The sequence below is a fragment of the Salinirubrum litoreum genome, from assembly GCF_020567425.1.
Classification (GTDB): Archaea; Halobacteriota; Halobacteria; order Halobacteriales; family Haloferacaceae; genus Salinirubrum; species Salinirubrum litoreum.
In genome coordinates this window covers 1,434,844-1,453,418 of sequence record NZ_JAJCVJ010000002.1, presented here as the reverse complement: position 1 = coordinate 1,453,418, position 18,575 = coordinate 1,434,844, and the positions used below count along the sequence as shown (strand labels likewise).

Sequence of the window (18,575 nt, the reverse complement as noted above, 5' to 3'; positions counted from 1 at the left end):
GGAAGAGTGGACGTGAAGACGAACGGCGAGAGAGACGAATAGACATCTGCACACTCGGAACCAGGCATCGAAAACAGCCGAGGTGGACAGAGGTTTGCTTCTTCAGTGGGCGGGAGTCACGCTGGCGGGAACGACCGGTTGTGTCCCGACGGAACCCAGAACTGTTCGCTCGTCGTTCGGAGTCACATCTGGAGAACGGAACTCGTTTTTGGCATTTAATTGTCATTATTGTACGAGGTTATACACACCGGACACCTTTGTGTGAGGAGTGTGACAGAGAAACTGAGTGAATGACGAGTCGAACTGTGACTGCGGTGGCAATGGTCGAGCTCGTCGTTCTTTCGGGGTGTGCGACGTATCCATCGGCGCACGATCACGTGATCGTATTTAACGGTGAAATGACACGCACCGAGGGTGAGTTCAGAATGAACGGCACGCTGAATTTCTACCTTGGAACGGCAGGAAACCGGACGATTTCGAACCTCACAGTGACGCTCTACGATGAGAATCGACAGCAGATTTCGGGTTTCGATGTCGGGACCATCTCGGTGAACGGTACGCGAGGGCCGGTACAACAGCGTGTCACAATCGAGAGCGAGACTGCTCCGACGTACGTCGTCATCGAATCTCCCGACGTTTGGCGGGCACGGGACGTCCAGACCTCTGGGTATGTTTGGAACGGCGACAGATACGAGGAGTACACCGTCGCCTCGCTTGAGAATCGATTCGGTGAGTGAAGCATCAGCTCACCCCAGTTTGGAGTATAGCGGCGATGATCTGAAATATGAATCTGCAACAGAGATCAAACTGGTGACCGCCTCATTGGACGACTTCGACTTCGTGACGGCCGAGCAGTCCACACGAAGTGGAATCTACGAAAACGTCTCCTTTAGCGCGCTGGACGGAACCAATCGGACGGATACGTGGTTGGCGAACGCCGAGGAAGCACGCGCCGAGACCGACGTGTGGGACCCTGACACGGACGACGATGGATTGACGGACGGACAAGAGCTGAAGTGGATCACGACGGCAGAGCAACCTGTGAGATCGGTCCAGCAGATCAGGCGAGCCTCGGTCGGTGACCGTGGCGCAGTCGGAACCAGCGCGACGAGTCCCGATTCGGACGGTGACGGCTACTGGGACGGCTGGATCGGTGTCTACGGCGTTGAGCGGACCGACAACGTCGTGTTGTATCAAGAACATCTGCGGGATGATGACGACGGCGACGGTGATACGGCTGATGAGGGGGTCAAAGATGAGGAAACAGTCCCCGAACAAGCCGGTGTCCACCGGACAGATCAGTCGATTCCATCACCAGAAGGGGTGGTGTTTGAAGAGGGTGAACCGCCGGTCCACTCGAATCTTCATATCGGCGAACTACAGTGGGGTAGTGACCCTACCAGTTCAGACGACTCGCCAGCTCCTTCGCTCACCATCGAAGTGGACTACTACGAGGCAGACTCGACTGCCGCACTCAACACCGAAGCCTGGGAGCGCGGTATCGAGCGCAACTTCCGATTGTACGGGATAGATGTCGACATCGTGCGTGACGACGTGATCTCAGACGAGCAATTCATCCCCTGCCTTCCGCCGACTGCTGGTCCGCTGTGTGTCGACCCGGAGAACGGCTTCGGCATCCGGGAGATTATCGCAGCCGGAACCACGTTCTCATCGACCGGTTCGGATGAGTACGTGATCGTCGGGACGAAAGCGGGCGGAACTGTCCCAGGAGGTCAAGACCAGTCAGGCATCAATCTCTATGGGGTTCCGTATCAGGGAATCTTTGTGCAGGGGAATGCAGAAGATACCACAGACGTCAGTAACCGTGATCTTGAGCGGTCTCCGTATTCGACTAAGGTAGCGATGGTCTCTGCAAAAACTGAGATACACGAAATCGGCCACTCGTTCGGTGTTGGACGAGCCGACGACCGATACAGGCCTCGTACGGTATTCCGGAACGGTGAAATCTACAGCGGGAGCATCAGTCCAAATTCCAGAGATTGGACACCAGAGAATCTTGACGGGACAGCCACTTGGAGCATAATGTCCTCAGGCTATAATGAGGACCTCGCCAATACTCCGATGAATGGGCGGTTCTTTGCGTTCAGCATAGAAGAAACCTCCACAGCAGATGATGAGTAAGAGTACATTGGTAGCAAGCCTGATGGTAGTGTTCGTGGTTACTAGTGGGTGTGCGACGTATCCATCGGAGCCTAATCACTTAATCCACTTTGATGGAGAGTTCACGCGATCCGATGGTGATTTCAGCATGAACGGGACGGTGAACTTCTACTTGGGGTCGGCAGGGAACCGAACCGTCTCGAATCTCAGCGTGGTTCTCTACGACGCAGAGCAACAGCGGATTTCGAGTGTCGATCTCGGTAATATCTCGGTGAACGGCACACGAGGACCGTTCCGCCGGCCAGTCACTATCAAAACCGAAACGCTACCGAAGTACGTCATCATCGAATCACCCGACGCGTGGGAGATGGACGACGTTTATACCGCGGGGTACGCGTGGGACGGCACTAGTTACGCGGAATACGCAGTCACCTCGAGAGACAACCGCTTTCAGGACTGAGGACGACGGTGTGTGTCTCTCGACACTGACAGAGGTTTTTATGCCCCCATGGGGTGCGGGGCTCTTCCCGCGAGACCATGTCGACGACGACACCACACCGACGAGACAGAACGGATGCGGTTCGGGCGGTCGGCCTCGATCCGACCGATCCACGCACCGACCGTGCATTGACCGAACAGATGACCGTCCGGGCCTGCGGGCGGTTCGCCTACGAGGTGTACGCAGAGAGCGGTAACACCTACTTCGTGCATCTCGGTGCAGAGGCGTGTACCTGCCCGGACTGGCGACAGCGCCATCCCGAAGACGGCTGTAAACACCTGCGGCGCGTGCGACTCGAACGGGCACGTCTCGGGGTGGAGGCCGGCGATGAGTGAGGAGACTGACGAGGAGTCCGGATCGAAGCGGATCGAAATCCAACGACAGGCGACGTTCGGACAGACGGGTGAACTGGAAGTCTCTGAGGAGCCGGTCGAGACCTCACTCGTGGATTTCGGCGCGGAAGTGGACCACCGCGAGCGAACACCGCGTGTGGACCAGCCCGAAGCCGCGACCTTCGGCCGTGACGACAGGCCAGCAGTGCGCCGACGGCGGAAGGCAGAGCAGTTCCCACTGTTCGCCGACGTGGAGGCGGACCAGCAGACGCTCGACGGAGAGGTAGCGGCGTTCCGGAGTCTGTTCGGCGAGACGTGACCGCTCGGACCCGCAACGTTCGTTAAACAATCAGACAAGCAACCTGTCGGGGAAACGTATTTACCTCCGTGGTCCTGCCACCTCCACGTGAGTGAACTGGATTGGTCCGCAGACGACACCGAGTCGGTCGTCGACGAGATTACGGCCGGTGTCGCTTCACTCGAACGCACGACTCCCGACCAGCTTCGACCACTGTACGAGGTGATCGATACGGAAGCACTGGAGAGCCTGTTCCGCGAGACACGTGGGCAACTCACCTTCGAGTATCTGGACTACGAGGTGACCGTGTACCACGACTACTCCGTGGAGATCTCACCCCGATAACACTCGCTTCGACCACCAGCGAGACGCTCTCAGTGCGCTCTCCGACCCTTCGGTGCGTCTCCTCTCCTGGTCGATCCAGTGGCTAGTGCATCCGTTCTGGAGTCGAGCACAGGCCATCGTCGACTGCAGAATGTGGTGACGAGCGAGATCAGTCGAATAGTTTCAGTTTCACTCTCCGTCTGGCTGAACTTTTTTATTGGACACTCCCTCCAGAGAGTGAGTTTGTCTGGTTACCCCCATTGGACGAGCCGATCGAGTGTGCCTGTGGGCAGGTGTTTTCCGACACGAAACAGTGGCGTGACCATCGACGACGTCACTACGCCTGGAGCGACGAGGAGCCACCGGAGAGTCCTGCCGTGCGCGTTCAAAAGTACCGAGACCACGGCTTCTGGTGATAGCCACCAACGGGTCACGTTCGCTGTCTGAAAGCCAGACCGAGAGACCGACGCGTCGCGCCAGCCAGCGGTGTGGTTCCGACGACCGCTGTTTATCGAACCCCTCGCGGGTGCGGGGTATCCCGCACCACCATGTACGACGAGAACCCCACACACCGACCACCACTGACCGGCTACCGCGGCCGGTACGCACACAGACACGCCATCGTCGAACGACTCCCCGACCGGACGCGACTCTCCCCTGCGCGAAGTCGTACCCTCCGAACCCACTCCCGAGGGTTCGAGTGGGGATACGCAGGTTCCGGTCCCTCACAACTCGGGCTGGCCATTCTACTCGATTACACTCGTGACGAAGCGGTCGCACTTGACTACTACCAGGCGTTCACCCGCGAGGTGATCACTGGACTCGACGGGACGTGGGAACTCTCTACTGCAGAGATCGACACTGTATTGCGTGCACTCGGTGTGACGACTCCGAACCGTGTGACGTCTCGAACGGCACAGGAGCGACTCGATGGGTGATGACGCGTCGATCTGTGAGACGATCGAGCGTGCGCTCGACGACTGGCCACACTGCTGGGCCGTCGAAGAGATCACGACACATCCCGACAGAGCCGTCGTCGGTGTGCGCGTCGAATATCTCGACCGGCCGATCCGCTTCACCGAACTCGAAACCCGGTGTCGAGCACACGGAGTCGTCGCTCACATCACAGCCCTGGAGGCGGTCGACGATCTGGAGACGCCACGTCTGCGCCTCGATGCGCGACGACACGCTGGAGGCCCGACGACCATCGCTGGCCCGTGACACGCCACGGCAGTTTGTCTGCGCCCTGCAGGTGCGGCGCGCCCGCGCCGCGTGATCGAATGCAAAACGACTCACAGCGTATCGATGGAGAACCGCTTCGTGTACACATCCGACCCGACACCGGCGACCTCTCGGACGAGACAGCCCCCGAAGGCTCCGTCAGTCGAATCGTTCCGACGGAGGAGGTCTTCTGATGGCCCGCACACCACAGACAGACTCCGAGCAGATCGAAGTCGTCGCCGAACGACTCGCTGGCCGAACGTTGTGTGTTCGTCACCTCTGGGTGCCCGAACATCTCCGGACACACCGGGGTCGTGTTCACGTCGGGATCGTGCTCGCACTCCTCGCCGACGAGGACTGTCAAACGCTGATCGTCGCTGATGCTGGCACATGGCTCACTGACTTTCTTCGCACGCTCGGTTTCCGCGTCGTCGCCGGGCCTGACGAAAGAGGGGTGGTGATTCACGAACGACAACTAGACGATCTGAGCAGTCAGCGACCGGACGATCTGCTGTCGAACTGACGACAGTGAGCGACAGGCTCAAGCGGTCTACCGGTGACAAAGGGCCAATGCGGCCGAACGCACTCCCCGTCTCACTCAGGCAGTACGACCAGTGGGTCTGCTGGACGACGCAAGAGCGAGGTGGGAAAGTGACGAAGGTGCCGCTCGATCCGACTAGTGTCTCTGGAGCGTACGCTTCCACAGCCGATTCAGCGACGTGGGGGAGTTTCGATTCGGCACTCCAGCGTGCGACCGCCTCGGACGTCGACGGCATCGGCTTCGTGTTCACGAGCGATGACCCGTTCGTCGGTGTCGATCTCGACGACTGTCGGGACGAAACAGGGCTGTCGGACGACGCTGTGGAGATGGTGACACGCCTGCACTCGTACACCGAAATCTCCCCGTCAGGGAGTGGACTCCACGTCCTCGTTCGGGGCTCGCTTCCCGAGGGGCCACGTCGGAAAGGCGGTGTCGAAGCCTACGACGAGGCACGGTACTTCACGATGACCGGCGAGCGACTCGCCGGAACGCCACGGGAGATAGCAGCGCGTGCCGGACCGCTTCGGCGTGTCCACGACCGATTTCTCGCTGCCTCCACGAGTCGGGAGGAGATGGACGTGAGAGCACAGACGGCGGAGGACTTACCTACTGAGAGGGCCGGTCGTGTCGGTCTCGACCTCGACACGATCGGGACCGTGCGGCTCGACGACGAGACACTGCTCCGGAAAGCACACGACGCGCAGAACGGCGAGAAGTTCGCACGGCTCTGGCGGGGCGACACGACGGGCTACGACAGCCACTCCGAGGCGGATATGGCGCTGTGTTGCCTGCTCGCCTTCTGGACCGGCCGCGAGCCGAGTCGTGTTGATGGGCTGTTTCGCCAGTCCGGCTTGCTCCGGACGAAGTGGGACGAGGTCCACTACGGGGATGGGTCGACCTACGGCGAGGTGACCGTCGACCGGGCGTGCCGCCGGACCTCGGAGGTGTACCGAGTGGGGACGTAGTCTCCGAGAACAGCGACGTCTACTCGGTCGGCTCTCCCCTCAGCAGAGCGTGGGGATTACCACGTCAGGCCTTCGTAGGTAATCCCCGCACGACGCTCGACGATCCGACGACCATCGACCACCACAGGATCCGCCATCGCGGCGAACGCCTCGTCCAGCACGGCGAGGTCTCACGACGACCCTCGGCCACCACTGCGAACCCGTACCGGTCGGTGGCGAGAGAACGCTTATGTGTAGCCAGCGTAAAGCATCTGTATATGTCGACCGCTGGTGTCGAGGACGGCGACGACGCACCGGAGACGGTCCAGATCAACCTTCGGTTGAGCAAATCGTTCCTCGAAGACATCGACGCGACGTGGCAACGAGAGGGGTTCAACTCCCGAAGCGAGTTCCTTCGGTACGCGGCGCGTGACGCGATCAAACACCCCGAGTTCTCACGGGAGGGGTGGAAACAGATCGCCGCGAGTGAACACGACCTGCGATCCGGGGAGAGCGAACTCGTGTCGCGTGAGGAAGTCGTCAGGACGATGGACGACGATGGCGAGTAGCGAGGACTGGACCTGAAAGTTTACGCCGCGTGCTGTCGATCAGTTCGACGCGCTCGACCCACACGTCCGAGACCGCATCGTCTCGAAACTGGACGATATCACCGACTCGGAGTGGCGCGATCCGGACGACTTCCTCGAACCGTTGACCGGCGGTCCGTTCTCCAAGTGTCGTGTCGGGCAGTACCGACTCGCGTGTGTACTCGACAGGGAGTCGTCGGTTCTCGAAGTCCACCGCATCGAGCACCGAAGCGGCGCGTACACGGCCGACGATTGAGGCGGGAACACCGAGAGAGTTCGAACACGGGCGTCACCACGTCAGTCCTTCGTACGTGATCCCCGCACGTCGCTCGATGATCCGCCGACCGTCGACCACCACGGGCGTCGCCATCGCATCGAACGCCTCGTCCAGCACCGCGAACTCGTCCCAGTCGGTGACGACGATGGCGGCGTGTGCCCCGTCGAGCGCCTCGCTCGCCGAGTCGGTGTACTCGATGTCGGGGAAGTGCGCGCGCATATTCTCGGTCGCGACCGGATCGTAGGCGACGACCTCGGCACCGCGCGACTGGAGTCCCTCGATCACCGGGATCGCCCGACTCTCCCGGACGTCGTCGGTGCCGGGTTTGAACGCGAGGCCGAGGACCGCGACGCGTTTGCCGGACACGTCCACGTGTCGGTCGAGGAGCGAGAGCAGGCGCTCGGGTTGTGCGTCGTTGAGGTCGATCGCCGCCTGGAGCATCCGGGGGTCGTAGCCGCCGTCCCTGCTCGCGGCGACGATTGCCTTCGTGTCTTTGGGGAAGCAGCTTCCGCCCCAGCCGACGCCGCTTCGGAGGAACCGCTCGCCGATCCGGTCGTCCAGTCCGATCGCGTCGGCCACCTCGTAGGCGTCCACGCCGAACTCCTTGCAGACGTTCCCGATGTCGTTGATCAGCGAGACCTTGCTGGCGAGGAAGGCGTTATTCGCGTACTTGATCATCTCCGCCTCCTCGATGCCAGTCTCGACGACCGGAATCTCCGTCTCGGCGGCCTCACGCAGTGGGGTATAGAGGTCGTGCAGTCGGGCGAGTGCCCGGTCGTCGTCGGTCCCGAAGACGAGTTTGTCGGGGTTGAGGAAGTCCGCGACTGCGGAGCCTTCACGTTGGAACTCGGGGTTCGAGGCGACGAGGAAGTCCTCTCCCTGTGTCAGCCCTGCCTCGGCGATGGCGGGCCCGAGGACCTCGCGGGTCGTCGTCGGGATGACCGTGGATTTCGTGACGACGAGATGCGGGTCGGGAGAGTTGGATCGGTCGGCGGACGCGAGTGCTGCTCCGACGGAGCGTGCGCCGGCTTCCATCGCAGTGAGGTCGATACTCCCGTCCTCGCGAGAAGGCGTTGGGAGCGCGAGCATCGTGAGGTCGGTCTCGGGGACGACGCCGTAGTCGGTCGTCGCGCGGAGGCGGTCGCCGGCGTGGCGGGCGACGAGGTCGTCCAGTCCCGGTTCGTGGATCGCCGGGTCGCCCGCGTTGATCGCGTCGACGACCGACTCGTCGATGTCGACCGTGACGACCTCGTGGCCGAGGTCGGCGAGACAGGCGGCGACCGTCGTGCCGACGTAGCCGCTGCCGACGATACTGACATTCATCGGACAGGCGTACGTTGGGTAGTCGTATGAGCGTTCTGTATCACCCAAGTGAACCGGCCGGCAAAATGGAGGCAATAAAAGACCCAGAGATGAGGCTGTTTTTGGGTTTCTCGTTCCTTCCACCCATTTTTATTAGAAGGATGTCTGAGAGATTTTCTGACAGAATCGCCCAAGAGAGGCTCTCTTATTGTTCCGTGCACTAGCTAGCGACACCTAGGATAGTCCCGTACCGATACAGTTTGGTGACTCGGATAAGCAGCATCAAGAGAGACAGTAATGGCCGACTCTGATCGGGACATCACGGGAGGCTTCGCGTCGATTCTCTCAGGACGGGTTGGCGCACTTCTCCTCGGACTCATCATCACGCCGATCATCGTTCGGATCCTCGGAAGCGGTCGGTACGGGCAGTACGCCTTCTTGATGTCGGTACTCGGCATGGCAATGATCGTCGTTGACGCAGGGATCATGGACGGAATGCGAAAGTTCGTCGCCGAGCGGACGGAAGCAGAGCGAGGGTACGTGTTTGGGTTCTATGTTAGAGTTGCGCTCGGTACTGGAGTTGTTGTCGCAGGCGGCGGTGTTCTTCTCGTTGAGACAGGCGTCATCGCTCCACTCGTCGGAGAGACCATCGCATCGTTCGTGATCCTACTCGCGGGTATTCTCGTCGTGCGGCAACTGTTCAGAGCCTTCCGAAGTGCTCTCATGGGACTCGGGTTAGAGCGATACAGCGAACCACTGCAGGTCGGACAAAAAGCACTGTTCGGCCTCATTGGTATCGCACTCGCACTACTTGGATGGGGGATCACCGGACTCCTCGTCGGCCATCTGGTTGCGACTGCAGGAATGGCGATCATCGGGCTCTGGCTACTCTCTGGGCGGATGGACTTCCGTCAGGTCGTGCGACGAACACCAGACCGCTTTCCTCGAAACGAACTGCTGTCATTCAACGCACTCAGTGTCGGATTGACGCTACTGACGACGTCGTTGTATCACGTCGATATCCTCCTGCTCCAACCACTGGCTGGGAATCAGGCGACTGGCTATTATCGAGCGGCACTCGTCGTTGCGGAGTTCGTCTGGTTCATCCCGTTCGCACTTCAGATGGCGCTTCTACACTCGACTGCAGAACTGTGGGCGGATGGTCAACACGACCGTATCGAAGTCCTTGCAGGACGTATCACGCGATACACGGTGGCGCTAACACTGCTCGTCGCACTCGGCATCGGTGTCCTCGCCGGCGCATTCGTGCCACTGTACTTCGGCGACGAGTTCACCGCTGCAACGAGGTTCGTGTTGTTGTTGTTACCTGGCGCGGTCGGGTTTGCAGTTGCGCGTCCGATTCTCGCAATCGGACAAGGAAACGGCCAGCTCCGTCCGCTCGTTGTTGCAACGGCTGTGGCCGCACTCCTCAATCTCGTATTGAACCTCCTCTTGATTACAGAATATGGGCCGGATGGTGCAGCAGTCGCGACTAGTGTGAGTTACGGCTCGATGCTTCTCTTTCACGTAGTCGCGGCTCGGCGGATCGGCTTCGACCCGCTCACTGACCTACGACTTTGGCGGATTCTCGTCGCCTTCGCCGTGACTGCACCGATCCTCCTCGGAGTAGTCGCAGTACTCCCGTCGCCGCTCCTCGCGCTCGTCGTCGTGCCACTCACTGGTGGAGTAATCTATGGGAGCGTTTCCGTCGTGGTAGGTGTCGTCCGTTTCAGCGAAGTAGAAGGAGAACTCGGTCGACTTCCTGCGCCGATATCGACGGTCGTCAAACAGGCAGTGCGTACGCTCGATCCGACTGCCTGATCGCGAGTAGTCTTAGACGGAAGCAAACCCGATCGCGTGAAACGATCGCCCTACGAATCCTTTTTACTGAGACGGGACGTCAGACCTCGTACTATCGATGGTTTCGGAACCCACGGCCACGGATGGCAACGAGGAAACAGCTCGGTGGTGGAACCGGTGGGACCGCCATCAACAACTCTCGTACGGGTTGTTCTGTCTCGTTCTGCTCGTCGCTCTATATCTCCGATTCCGCCGGCTCGGGGTCGCGCCACTGTGGATCGACGAAGCGTACACGAGCTGGGCCGCCCGGAACTTCCTCGCCGGGAACGGCTTCTCCGACGCTGTTGGAGCCAGTTCGCCGTATCGGCGGGCGTGGTTGACGACGTCGTTGCCGATCGCCGTCTCGTTTCAGCTGCTCGGTCTGTCGGAGTTCGCTGCCCGCCTCCCGATAGTGGTGTACAGCCTCGGGACGGTGCTGATCGGTTGGTTGCTTGGAACCCGGTACAGCCGGATTACTGGCCTCTTCGTCGCCACGTTTCTCGCAGCCGATCCGTTCACACTCGTCTGGGCACGTGAAGCGCGGATGTACGCACCACTGGCGTTCTTCTATCTCGCGTCTGTCTTCGTGTTCATCCAGTGGTACGACGACGAGCTCCGATTGCGGAGTCCCTACCCGTACGTCCTCGCCGTTCTCGTCTTGCTCGGACAGAATACACACCAAGCGTACCTCGCGCTGGGGGCGGCCATCGTCTTCTTCCTCGCAGTCCAGTTCGCGGGGACGCTGCGCTCGCTCGACTCGATGGCGATCGACGCACTCGACCGACGGAGCCGGATGACTGGATTACTCTTGGTCGGTGGCCTCTGTGCTGCGATGGGGTACGTTCTGCTGAGTGGGCTCCCGGGTGTGCTCACTGCGTCGACACCCGGGACGTGGCCGGATCGAGGACCGTTCTACTACTGGACCCTGTTCGGCCAGGCGTATCCAATACTTCGACTCGTTGCACTCCCGGCAGGGGCGTATCTCTGGTGGCGGTACCCGAGCGGGAGACTTGTAGTGGTCGCACTCGTCGTGCCGTTCGTCGTCGCGTCCGTGACGCCACGAAAGGCACCACGGTACGTGTACCACCTCGTCCCGCTTCTCGGCGTGGTTGGATCACTCGGGATCGCTGCGACGCTGGAGCTACTGTGGCGAAAAGTCACTGAAGGTGAAGGAGACCAACTGTCCGTTCCATTCCGAGCGACGGTGTACGCCGTTCCCGTTATTGTCGCACTCGTCGTCGCGTCGCCGGTCGCAGGCTACGCCGTGACGGAATCCGTGTACGATCAGCCCTATCACCCAGGGAACTCCGACTGGGAGAAAGCGAGCGAGTGGGTCACAGACCGCGCGAGCGAGGACGCCATCATCGTTTCCACGCGTCCCGAGATGTCGATGTGGTACTACGGGGAGACGGACTACTTCTTCCGACAACACGGTATCGCGTACGTCGAGTACCAGAATGGCCAGTACGTGCATACACGGACTGGAACCGTCTATTTGAACGAAACTGCAGACGTGCGTCAGTTGCTCAACAGTGACAGGGAAGTGTGGTTGTTCGCTGGCAAGAAGTTCAGAGGGAGCTTCACCGATCCGGCTGCCCGACAGATCGTGGTCTCGAACTTCGAACGACGCGGAGAGTCCTCGTGGGTAAATATGCGCGTGTATCACTACGATCCAACTGACCAGAACCAGACGACGACGAACGCGAGTTCTCCCCCGGCGTGAATCGGAGTCACTGTCTGGAGTAGCAGCGTGTTCAGCGTCTCAGTTGTCGCCCGCGACGAGCGATTCGGCGACCGACTCGGTACGGCTGGCAACCTCACTCCACGGATGGGCCTCTGCGAGTCTGCGGCAAGTAGTCGAGTCGTACGCACGTGAATCGAACTGCTGGAGTGTCAGCTGGAGTTCTTCCGGGTCTGCAGGGTGAACCGTGGTTCCGACGCCGTCGTGCAGAAGTTCGGCGGCCCCACAGGCAGTCTCGTCGGTCGTGATTACCGGAGTGCCGCAGGCGAGTGCCTCGAGGACGACGTTGCCGAACGGTTCGTAGTGCGCAGGGTGGACGAGTGCCCGCGCGTTCCGGTAGAGATCTGGGAGGGCCGACTGCGGGACGTGACCGAGTGCAGTGACGTTCGGCGGGAGGTCCGGTGGCGGTGATCCTCCGGCTACGCGGACCGGGATCTCTGTCCCAGCGACGGCCGTCCGGAGTGTCTCGTACCCTTTCCGTCGCTGTGTTCCGCCGACGAAGAGGAAGTACTCGCCGTCGCGTTCGGGGGTGTCGTGCGGTGTGAATCGGTCGAGGTCGACGCCGTTGTGGACGACGTGATCGCCGTCGGTCGGGCGTGCGCCGTCGGTTCGGGCGTCGCGTGCCAGCCGACTGACGAAGAGACGAGCGTCCGCGCCGGCCAGCCCCTGCGATGCGAGGCGTCGTTCCAGCGGTTCGACGCCGTGATCCACGGCGAACCGGACCGCAGGGCGGACGACCGGGTGGTACGTCTCGAACGGGAAGAACTCGAACTTGCGGGCGAGGTTGAAGTGGACTTTGAGGATCGTCGGCGTGTCGGTGTCGAGCGCGTCGAACCGGACGTACTCGTGGCTGTGGATGACGTCCGCGTCGGCGAGCAGGTCGCTTCCCGCGAGGCGGCGTCGGACCGCGCGGTCGAACCAGCATCGGGGGCTTGCGACCGTCGGAGGGTCGAGTCGGTCGACCGTGATCTCGGTCGTGTCGAGGTCGGTGTCGGTGTAGTCGCCGGTGTCGGTTGTGAGGACTGTCACGTCGTGACCGCGGGCGGTGAGTTCCCGTGCGAGGTTGTACGAGTGGTACGCGACACCGCCGAGGACGTTCGGTGGGAACTCGCGGGTGAGGAGGAGATAGTGCACTACTAGGCGTCGGGGTAGTCGTTGATACGGTTCAGTGTCCGGGCTCTCCGATCCACGTGTTCAAGAGTACTCTGTTCACCAGCTTCGTATTTATACACCACAACGTTCTTCCATTCTGCGCTGACGAGTTGTGCGTTGGATTCTACCCACTGTTCGTTTTCTTCACCACGCCAGTAGAGGTCGTATATCACAAACCAGACGGTTCCGTTTTCGGCATCTTTCTTAACCTGTGTCTCCATCTCTTCGGCACTACCGATAGCGTACGATGCGTCTGCCCAACTATTGCCACCGGTGGCCTGCGGGCTCGATAGGTACCTGATTGTCGCCTCGCCATTTCGATCATGGCCGAGGTAGAACGCTACCGTGTTCAGCGGTGAGGTGTACACCGTATCTCCCTGATCAAGTCTTGGTTCAACGAATTCGCTTGCACCTCCCATGTCGTGGCTGACAACTCTATCCGTATGGGGTGGTGCATTTCCGTACTGGTTTTCACTCATGAACAGAACGGTACTCGGTGTGAAAAGTAAAGCGAGAATCAGGACGACGGTCACGACATATCGCGGAGTCCGGTTCAGATCAAACTCAGCAACACGGACAAGTAATGAGTGTAGCAACGAGGCGACTTCGTAGATCAAGAGAGGGGCGAGAGGAGAGAGGTATCGAATATCAACCGTTTCCCGTATAAGTGGCAAACCGATGGAGAGCAAGGAAAAGATACTAACCAGCGAGATTACACCGTATGTCTCTTTCAGTAGGGAGCCAATCTCGTTTTCGGACGAAAGATACAGTCGCACGAGTTTATACGTCACTCCAATTGCGGCCAGCACCACAAGTAACGCATTTATCCCTAACAGTTTTGCAGGAACTGCCAGAAAGTCCGCCGACTGCCACTGATTTATAGAAAATAACGCCAGAATATCACTTGGGATAACAAGGTAGGCTACGGTCACTGACACGGTGACAAGTATAACTCCGTATCCGATTTCGCGGGGTGAAACGTCCCTGTGGTCTAATTCTCGTTGTTTGATCGCCTGCGAGACAAAGACGAGGACGACAGGAATTGCCACGATACTTACCCAGTACCGATGGGTAAGACGAGAGAGTAGTACGGTCAGTACGTACGCTGACAGAGTTAGTAGCGAGGATTCACGGAGAGAGGGAATACTCGTCGGGAACTCGTAGTCGCACGAGCGATACCAGAGGAAAAATAACAACAACCCTATCATAAAGAGAGTCTGAAACTGTGCGTAAAATCTCGTGTACCTAGCCGTCGCAATTTGCCACGGGACGAAAGCGATCAGTACGGCAAAGATCAGTCCACGCTCTCTATCTGCAAACTCTGTTCCCCACCAGTACGATACCGGGATTAGGAGCGTGCCCCATACGATCCCAGGAAGTCGAACAGCGAGTTCAGACTTGCCCGCTATCAAAATACTGAGCGAGACGAAGATCGTATGCAGGATACCTCGCTGGTAGAACTTGTACCCCTCTCCCAGTCGTCTGATCGACGGTTCGCCCCGTTCGAGTAACGAAACAGCGGCCCTTGCGCTGATAGACTCGTCAACCCAGAGACTCATGACGTCGACGTTCCACAGACGCACTCCCAGACCAAGCAGGGATAAGACGAGGACTACCAGTTCGTATCTCCGGTGCGACATCAAAGTCCGAAGATTTCGCATCTAATCCTGCTACCAATTTCAGTTCTTTATCTCTGTTGGTTTGAGACTGGACCGCGAATCAGTGGCCATAGGCACCGCGATTCTCCTCCCAGAGAACAGGCCGATAGATTGAATTGTCTCAGGTATCAAGCGAAGTTGAAAAGTGTTGGTAGTCCTGCGGGGTCATAGAGAACTGGGGCAACAGATGAATGAATCCTAAGAAGATTCTTTCAGACACATCTGTTTCGCTGGTTCGTAGCGTCATAGTCCTTGTCAGAGGGCTAATACTGATCCCGATCATAACGAAGATTTCCGGCGCAGGCGCGTATGGAATTTGGACTGTGGTTCTGTCTATTGTGACAGTGATCGTTACTGTAGGCAGTGTCCATTCTCACGGAACTTTGGTAAGGTATGCCGACTCTTCAGAAAGTGCACGCGAAGTCGGCTCGGAAGTGTTGTTTATTTCATTAGGTGGTGTTGCTCTGGTAACTTTGTTGTACATTTTCACCGAAATATCGGTCGGCATCGCCTCGATTCAACCGACCTTCCAGTCACAGGGATTATTCTTGCTATCACTTTCATTCCTGATTTTGGGCGAATCACTGTTTTCAGTTCTCAAGAACATACCTCGTGCCCAAGGTCGGGTGAAGGTATACGAGTTGTTGTGGATTTCAAGGAAAGTTGTTGAAGTCACCGTACTTGGAGCTATTTTCTCAATAACTTCAGACATAGTTATTGCGATTGTGGCGATGGGAGTGGTAATATTTTTATTTGATGTTGCACTGTTTCTGAAATTCAAGATGTCGTTGCACGTGCCGAGCCGAGCCCGGTTCAAGAAATACCTACACTACGGCACACCAATGATTCCAAAGGAACTTTCAGGGACTCTCTTGTCACACGGTGATAAATTTATTATTCTGTACTTTCTATCTCCCACTGCTGTGGGTATTTACGCCGTTAGCTACAGTGTTTCGAAGACTATATACGCACTTTCCGGGGTGATGAACTCAACCCTGTATCCCTCTGTTACCTCGGCATGGGACGAAGACGATAGGAATTCAATTAGAAATCTATACACTCAGATTTTGAGAATATATACGATCATCGCGCTCCCAGCAATTGTGGGCATGACGTTACTCGCAGAGCCAGTATTGAAACTGATCTCAACAGAGTCGGTCGCTGGTACTGGTGGAGTTCTATTACCTTTGCTGGCGGTTGGGTTCTTGATCTATGGTTATTCTAGTCCCTTGATGTATATTCTACACGCGGCAGAACAGAATACCAAAGTAGGATTTATAACTACTATAGCAATGATAATGAATATCGCACTAAATCTGATTCTAGTCCCGAACTATGAACTATTGGGTGCAGTAGCCGCTACGATACTGTCATTCACAGCCATCACAACATACGTTGGTTACAGTTCATGGAGCAAAGTGAAGTTCTCTATCCCAATCAAAGCCGGAACCTACGCGGTCGTTGGCACGGTCGTTATGACTGTTATACTACTAGCAATTCCGGTGCAGGGGCCACTACAAGTGGTAGTATACCCTACTCTGGGCGCACCTGTGTACTTCGTTATCGTTTTTCTCGTAGGAGGAATCAAGAAGCAGGAACTGACATGGTTAAAAAAGACGATATTGTAAACTGGGTCTCTACACGAGGTCTGTTCTCGATACAGTATCATCCAAAGTGATATAATAGTCTGCACCACCAGTTACGCAGTGTATATGAACATCCTCTCTCGTACTAGACGGCGGTTCAAAGAGGACGGACTTTCCGGGTTACAGAGAGAAGCCGTGGATCGGTTGATCGCTCCGATTCATGTAAGGTGGTTCTCTCGGGACGGTACATATCTTGTAGAAGTGAACAACATATCAGTTAATATAAAAAATGTGAATCTGCCTCATCTGCTCAAGTACCGATTAAAGAAGAGAAAGCAGGGGTACGAGAGTGCCGAATTGGAAGCCATATCGAAGTTTCTGGACCCAGAATCGGATGTCATCGAATTGGGAGCGGGAATCGGGGTAGTTTCGTGTGCAATTAATGATAAACTACATTCCGATTCGAAGCACGTCGCGGTTGAGCCGAATTCAGAAATACTGGATAGTCTCAGGGAAAATAGAGAGATAAATGGTGCAAACTTCGATGTCGTGAATTCCGCATACTCAGCAAAGAATGAAGAAATTAGTATGAATATCTACAATAATTATCTAAGCTCAGGCGTGTACGACAAAGAAGGTGAAGATGGGAGGGAGGTAACTGTTGATGCAGTGAGCTTGGAGTCACTCTCTCAGCAGAATGGGATCAGCGAATTCACACTTATATCCGATATAGAGGGTTTGGAGTGTGAACTTATTCTTGAGGAATGGAATCTTGTCAGCAAGAAATGTAATCTGATGATTATCGAATTCCATGATAGAAGTCCGGATGTTACTGCCGCAAAGTCGAGGCTGGAAAGCTCGAAGTTCGAACGCATGTATCAAAACACAAACGTAGAGGTGTGGGCACCCGCCGGTTCGGAGCCAGACAATTGATTACTCAGATAGCGCAATCGTAACGCATATTTGGATTTGGGAGGCACCTATCTTCAGTGAAAGTAGGATTCATATCTGCTGAGTATCCCCCGCACGGAAAAGGAGGTGCGGCAAAAAGTAGCTCGTTGATAGTGAATTCCTTGCGAAGTCAGGGAAACGAGGTTGATGTGTTCTCCTTCTGTACTCCCGACACTCACTCTTCCTCGGCTTATCGGTGTGTGAAACTCCCTGAGGTCCGGTTTCTCCCGGACGTGTTGAACAAGAACCTCGCAGTCGGGCTATCTTCGATCCCGTTTCGTGAGTACGACGTTATCCACGTTTACGGTCCAGCGCATCTTCCCGGTGTCGTACTGAAGTCCCCGACGCCTGTCGTCGGTACTGTAGTAAACTACAATTGGGTGTGTACCGATGCGAGACGGTTCCTCCGAGACGGCTGTCCGTCGTACTCATTCATGACCTCGGTCAGGTACGCGAGATCGTACTACGACAGTGTCGTGTATCAGGCAGGACAGCCACTCGTCGAAGCAATTGGCAAGCAGGTTGCGAAGCGCGCATCCGCACTCACGGTACAGACCGAGGGCATGAAACAAAATCTGATAAAGTGTGGATACTCTCCCACCGATATTCGCGTCGTGCCGAACATTTTGGACCCGCAGTTCGAGAAGGGACACATTGACGAGGAGTATCTGCTGTTCGTCGGTAGGTTAGCAGAGGAGAAAGGACCGCTGACTCTCCTCAAAGCATATGCCGATCTACCTCAAGACCTCCGAGAAGAGTACCCGCTCCGTATCTATGGAAAAGGGCCGTTAGAAGCAGACGTCAGACGTTTCGTGGAGAATGAGAACCTCTCTTCTGTTTCACTTGAGTATCAGGAGTACGAGAACCTGCCGCGTACGTACCAGAGCGCCGTTTTAATGGTTCATCCTGCGACGTGGCCCGAGCCGTTCTCCCGGACGTGGCTTGAGGCGATGGCTACGGGAACGCCAGTCGTCTGTTCAAGGAATCCGAGTTCCGAATCCGTTCTTTCCGACGTCGCCGAACTGTACGATCCTTTCGACGCCGGTGAACTGAGAGACACCTTGGAGCGAGTTCTCCGAAGTCGGCAACGACGTGTAGAAATGTCCGAGAACGGAAAGGAAAGCGTGAATCAGTATCGGCCGGACAAAATAGCTGAAAAATACGTCGAAGTGTACGGGAACGTGACCAGCAGTTGAGACATT

At 57.3% G+C, this 18,575-nt stretch carries 19 protein-coding genes and 2 pseudogenes; 17 read left to right on the top strand and 4 right to left on the bottom strand.

Annotated elements, in window-relative coordinates:
- Positions 1–320 precede the first annotated feature (320 nt).
- From LI337_RS15890 to LI337_RS15845, 10 genes are all read left to right on the top strand, one after another.
- Positions 321–737, top strand: coding sequence for a hypothetical protein (locus tag LI337_RS15890; RefSeq protein WP_227230865.1), 417 nt, complete (start codon positions 321–323; stop codon positions 735–737).
- The gene (locus LI337_RS15885; protein WP_227230864.1) at positions 730–2,142 is read left to right on the top strand and encodes a hypothetical protein; all 1,413 of its coding nucleotides are present in this window, start codon (positions 730–732) and stop codon (positions 2,140–2,142) included. The genes LI337_RS15890 and LI337_RS15885 overlap by 8 nt, the downstream gene beginning before the upstream one ends.
- 127 nt (positions 2,143–2,269) lie before the next feature.
- The gene (locus LI337_RS15880) at positions 2,270–2,581 is read left to right on the top strand and encodes a hypothetical protein (RefSeq protein ID WP_227230863.1); all 312 of its coding nucleotides are present in this window, start codon (positions 2,270–2,272) and stop codon (positions 2,579–2,581) included.
- Positions 2,582–2,658: 77 nt separating this feature from the next.
- On the top strand, positions 2,659–2,955 hold the full coding sequence (locus tag LI337_RS15875; protein WP_227230862.1) for a hypothetical protein: 297 nt from the start codon (positions 2,659–2,661) through the stop codon (positions 2,953–2,955).
- Positions 2,948–3,271 (top strand): hypothetical protein, encoded by a 324-nt coding sequence (locus LI337_RS15870; RefSeq protein ID WP_227230861.1) that lies wholly within the window; start codon positions 2,948–2,950, stop codon positions 3,269–3,271. Before LI337_RS15875 ends, LI337_RS15870 begins: the two co-directional genes overlap by 8 nt.
- Before the next feature lie 87 nt (positions 3,272–3,358).
- Entirely contained in the window at positions 3,359–3,595 is a 237-nt protein-coding gene (locus LI337_RS15865) for a HalOD1 output domain-containing protein (protein ID WP_227230860.1), read from the top strand.
- A 527-nt stretch (positions 3,596–4,122) separates the two neighbouring features.
- Positions 4,123–4,512 carry a DUF6166 domain-containing protein gene (locus tag LI337_RS15860; RefSeq protein WP_227230859.1) on the top strand — a complete coding sequence of 130 codons (390 nt, stop codon included), beginning with the start codon at positions 4,123–4,125 and terminating at the stop codon, positions 4,510–4,512.
- Positions 4,505–4,795, top strand: coding sequence for a hypothetical protein (locus LI337_RS15855; protein WP_227230858.1), 291 nt, complete (start codon positions 4,505–4,507; stop codon positions 4,793–4,795). The genes LI337_RS15860 and LI337_RS15855 overlap by 8 nt, the downstream gene beginning before the upstream one ends.
- A gap of 331 nt (positions 4,796–5,126) precedes the next feature.
- Entirely contained in the window at positions 5,127–5,318 is a 192-nt protein-coding gene (locus tag LI337_RS15850) for a hypothetical protein (protein WP_227230857.1), read from the top strand.
- A gap of 47 nt (positions 5,319–5,365) precedes the next feature.
- Positions 5,366–6,301: a phage NrS-1 polymerase family protein gene (locus LI337_RS15845; protein ID WP_227230856.1), complete on the top strand. Its 936-nt coding sequence runs from the start codon at positions 5,366–5,368 to the stop codon at positions 6,299–6,301.
- Between the two features lie 56 nt (positions 6,302–6,357).
- Here LI337_RS15845 and LI337_RS20225 read toward each other — a convergent pair.
- Positions 6,358–6,471: pseudogene (locus LI337_RS20225) on the bottom strand (UDP-glucose/GDP-mannose dehydrogenase family protein); the annotation flags it as partial.
- 87 nt (positions 6,472–6,558) lie between these two features.
- Here LI337_RS20225 and LI337_RS15840 point away from each other — a divergent pair.
- Together LI337_RS15840 and LI337_RS15835 are read left to right on the top strand one after the other, a co-directional pair.
- Positions 6,559–6,849, top strand: coding sequence for a ribbon-helix-helix domain-containing protein (locus LI337_RS15840; RefSeq protein WP_227230855.1), 291 nt, complete (start codon positions 6,559–6,561; stop codon positions 6,847–6,849).
- Positions 6,839–7,123 (top strand): annotated as a pseudogene (locus LI337_RS15835) (type II toxin-antitoxin system RelE family toxin). The gene LI337_RS15840 and the pseudogene LI337_RS15835 overlap by 11 nt, the downstream one beginning before the upstream one ends.
- A gap of 33 nt (positions 7,124–7,156) precedes the next feature.
- On the opposite strand, the gene aglM reads toward LI337_RS15835, so the two are convergent.
- Positions 7,157–8,467 carry a UDP-glucose 6-dehydrogenase AglM gene (gene aglM / locus LI337_RS15830; protein WP_227230854.1) on the bottom strand — a complete coding sequence of 437 codons (1,311 nt, stop codon included), beginning with the start codon at positions 8,465–8,467 and terminating at the stop codon, positions 7,157–7,159.
- A 276-nt stretch (positions 8,468–8,743) separates the two neighbouring features.
- Between aglM and LI337_RS15825 the strand changes: the two genes are divergently transcribed.
- On the top strand, positions 8,744–10,267 hold the full coding sequence (locus tag LI337_RS15825) for a lipopolysaccharide biosynthesis protein (RefSeq protein ID WP_227230853.1): 1,524 nt from the start codon (positions 8,744–8,746) through the stop codon (positions 10,265–10,267).
- A gap of 97 nt (positions 10,268–10,364) precedes the next feature.
- Positions 10,365–12,008 carry a glycosyltransferase family 39 protein gene (locus LI337_RS15820; RefSeq protein WP_227230852.1) on the top strand — a complete coding sequence of 548 codons (1,644 nt, stop codon included), beginning with the start codon at positions 10,365–10,367 and terminating at the stop codon, positions 12,006–12,008.
- Positions 12,009–12,047: 39 nt separating this feature from the next.
- Here LI337_RS15820 and LI337_RS15815 read toward each other — a convergent pair whose 3' ends face one another.
- Positions 12,048–13,160 carry a glycosyltransferase family 4 protein gene (locus LI337_RS15815; protein WP_227230851.1) on the bottom strand — a complete coding sequence of 371 codons (1,113 nt, stop codon included), beginning with the start codon at positions 13,158–13,160 and terminating at the stop codon, positions 12,048–12,050.
- 2 nt (positions 13,161–13,162) lie between these two features.
- Positions 13,163–14,737, bottom strand: coding sequence for a hypothetical protein (locus tag LI337_RS15810; RefSeq protein WP_227230850.1), 1,575 nt, complete (start codon positions 14,735–14,737; stop codon positions 13,163–13,165).
- Positions 14,738–15,027: 290 nt separating this feature from the next.
- On the opposite strand from LI337_RS15810, the gene LI337_RS15805 reads away from it, so the two are divergent.
- The 3 genes from LI337_RS15805 (at position 15,028) to LI337_RS20220 (ending at position 18,569) form a co-directional block, all read left to right on the top strand.
- Positions 15,028–16,464 carry a lipopolysaccharide biosynthesis protein gene (locus LI337_RS15805; RefSeq protein ID WP_227230849.1) on the top strand — a complete coding sequence of 479 codons (1,437 nt, stop codon included), beginning with the start codon at positions 15,028–15,030 and terminating at the stop codon, positions 16,462–16,464.
- 84 nt (positions 16,465–16,548) lie between these two features.
- Entirely contained in the window at positions 16,549–17,355 is an 807-nt protein-coding gene (locus LI337_RS15800) for an FkbM family methyltransferase (protein ID WP_227230848.1), read from the top strand.
- 56 nt (positions 17,356–17,411) lie between these two features.
- Complete coding sequence (locus tag LI337_RS20220) at positions 17,412–18,569, top strand: glycosyltransferase family 4 protein (protein WP_227230847.1); 1,158 nt, start codon at positions 17,412–17,414, stop codon at positions 18,567–18,569.
- Positions 18,570–18,575 lie beyond the last annotated feature (6 nt).

Excerpts from the sequence above, each read along its gene's own strand:
- LI337_RS15820 (WP_227230852.1), top strand. The coding sequence starts at position 10,365 with ATGGTTTCGGAACCCACGGCCACGGATGGCAACGAGGAAACAGCTCGG.
- LI337_RS15880 (WP_227230863.1), top strand. The coding sequence starts at position 2,270 with ATGAACGGGACGGTGAACTTCTACTTGGGGTCGGCAGGGAACCGAACC.
- LI337_RS15860 (WP_227230859.1), top strand. The coding sequence starts at position 4,123 with ATGTACGACGAGAACCCCACACACCGACCACCACTGACCGGCTACCGC.
- LI337_RS15890 (WP_227230865.1), top strand. The coding sequence starts at position 321 with ATGGTCGAGCTCGTCGTTCTTTCGGGGTGTGCGACGTATCCATCGGCG.
- LI337_RS15875 (WP_227230862.1), top strand. The coding sequence starts at position 2,659 with ATGTCGACGACGACACCACACCGACGAGACAGAACGGATGCGGTTCGG.
- LI337_RS15855 (WP_227230858.1), top strand. The coding sequence starts at position 4,505 with ATGGGTGATGACGCGTCGATCTGTGAGACGATCGAGCGTGCGCTCGAC.
- aglM (WP_227230854.1), bottom strand. The coding sequence starts at position 8,467 with ATGAATGTCAGTATCGTCGGCAGCGGCTACGTCGGCACGACGGTCGCC.
- LI337_RS15800 (WP_227230848.1), top strand. The coding sequence starts at position 16,549 with ATGAACATCCTCTCTCGTACTAGACGGCGGTTCAAAGAGGACGGACTT.
- LI337_RS15870 (WP_227230861.1), top strand. The coding sequence starts at position 2,948 with ATGAGTGAGGAGACTGACGAGGAGTCCGGATCGAAGCGGATCGAAATC.
- LI337_RS15810 (WP_227230850.1), bottom strand. The coding sequence starts at position 14,737 with ATGAGTCTCTGGGTTGACGAGTCTATCAGCGCAAGGGCCGCTGTTTCG.
- LI337_RS15805 (WP_227230849.1), top strand. The coding sequence starts at position 15,028 with ATGAATCCTAAGAAGATTCTTTCAGACACATCTGTTTCGCTGGTTCGT.
- LI337_RS15840 (WP_227230855.1), top strand. The coding sequence starts at position 6,559 with ATGTCGACCGCTGGTGTCGAGGACGGCGACGACGCACCGGAGACGGTC.
- LI337_RS15845 (WP_227230856.1), top strand. The coding sequence starts at position 5,366 with ATGCGGCCGAACGCACTCCCCGTCTCACTCAGGCAGTACGACCAGTGG.
- LI337_RS15825 (WP_227230853.1), top strand. The coding sequence starts at position 8,744 with ATGGCCGACTCTGATCGGGACATCACGGGAGGCTTCGCGTCGATTCTC.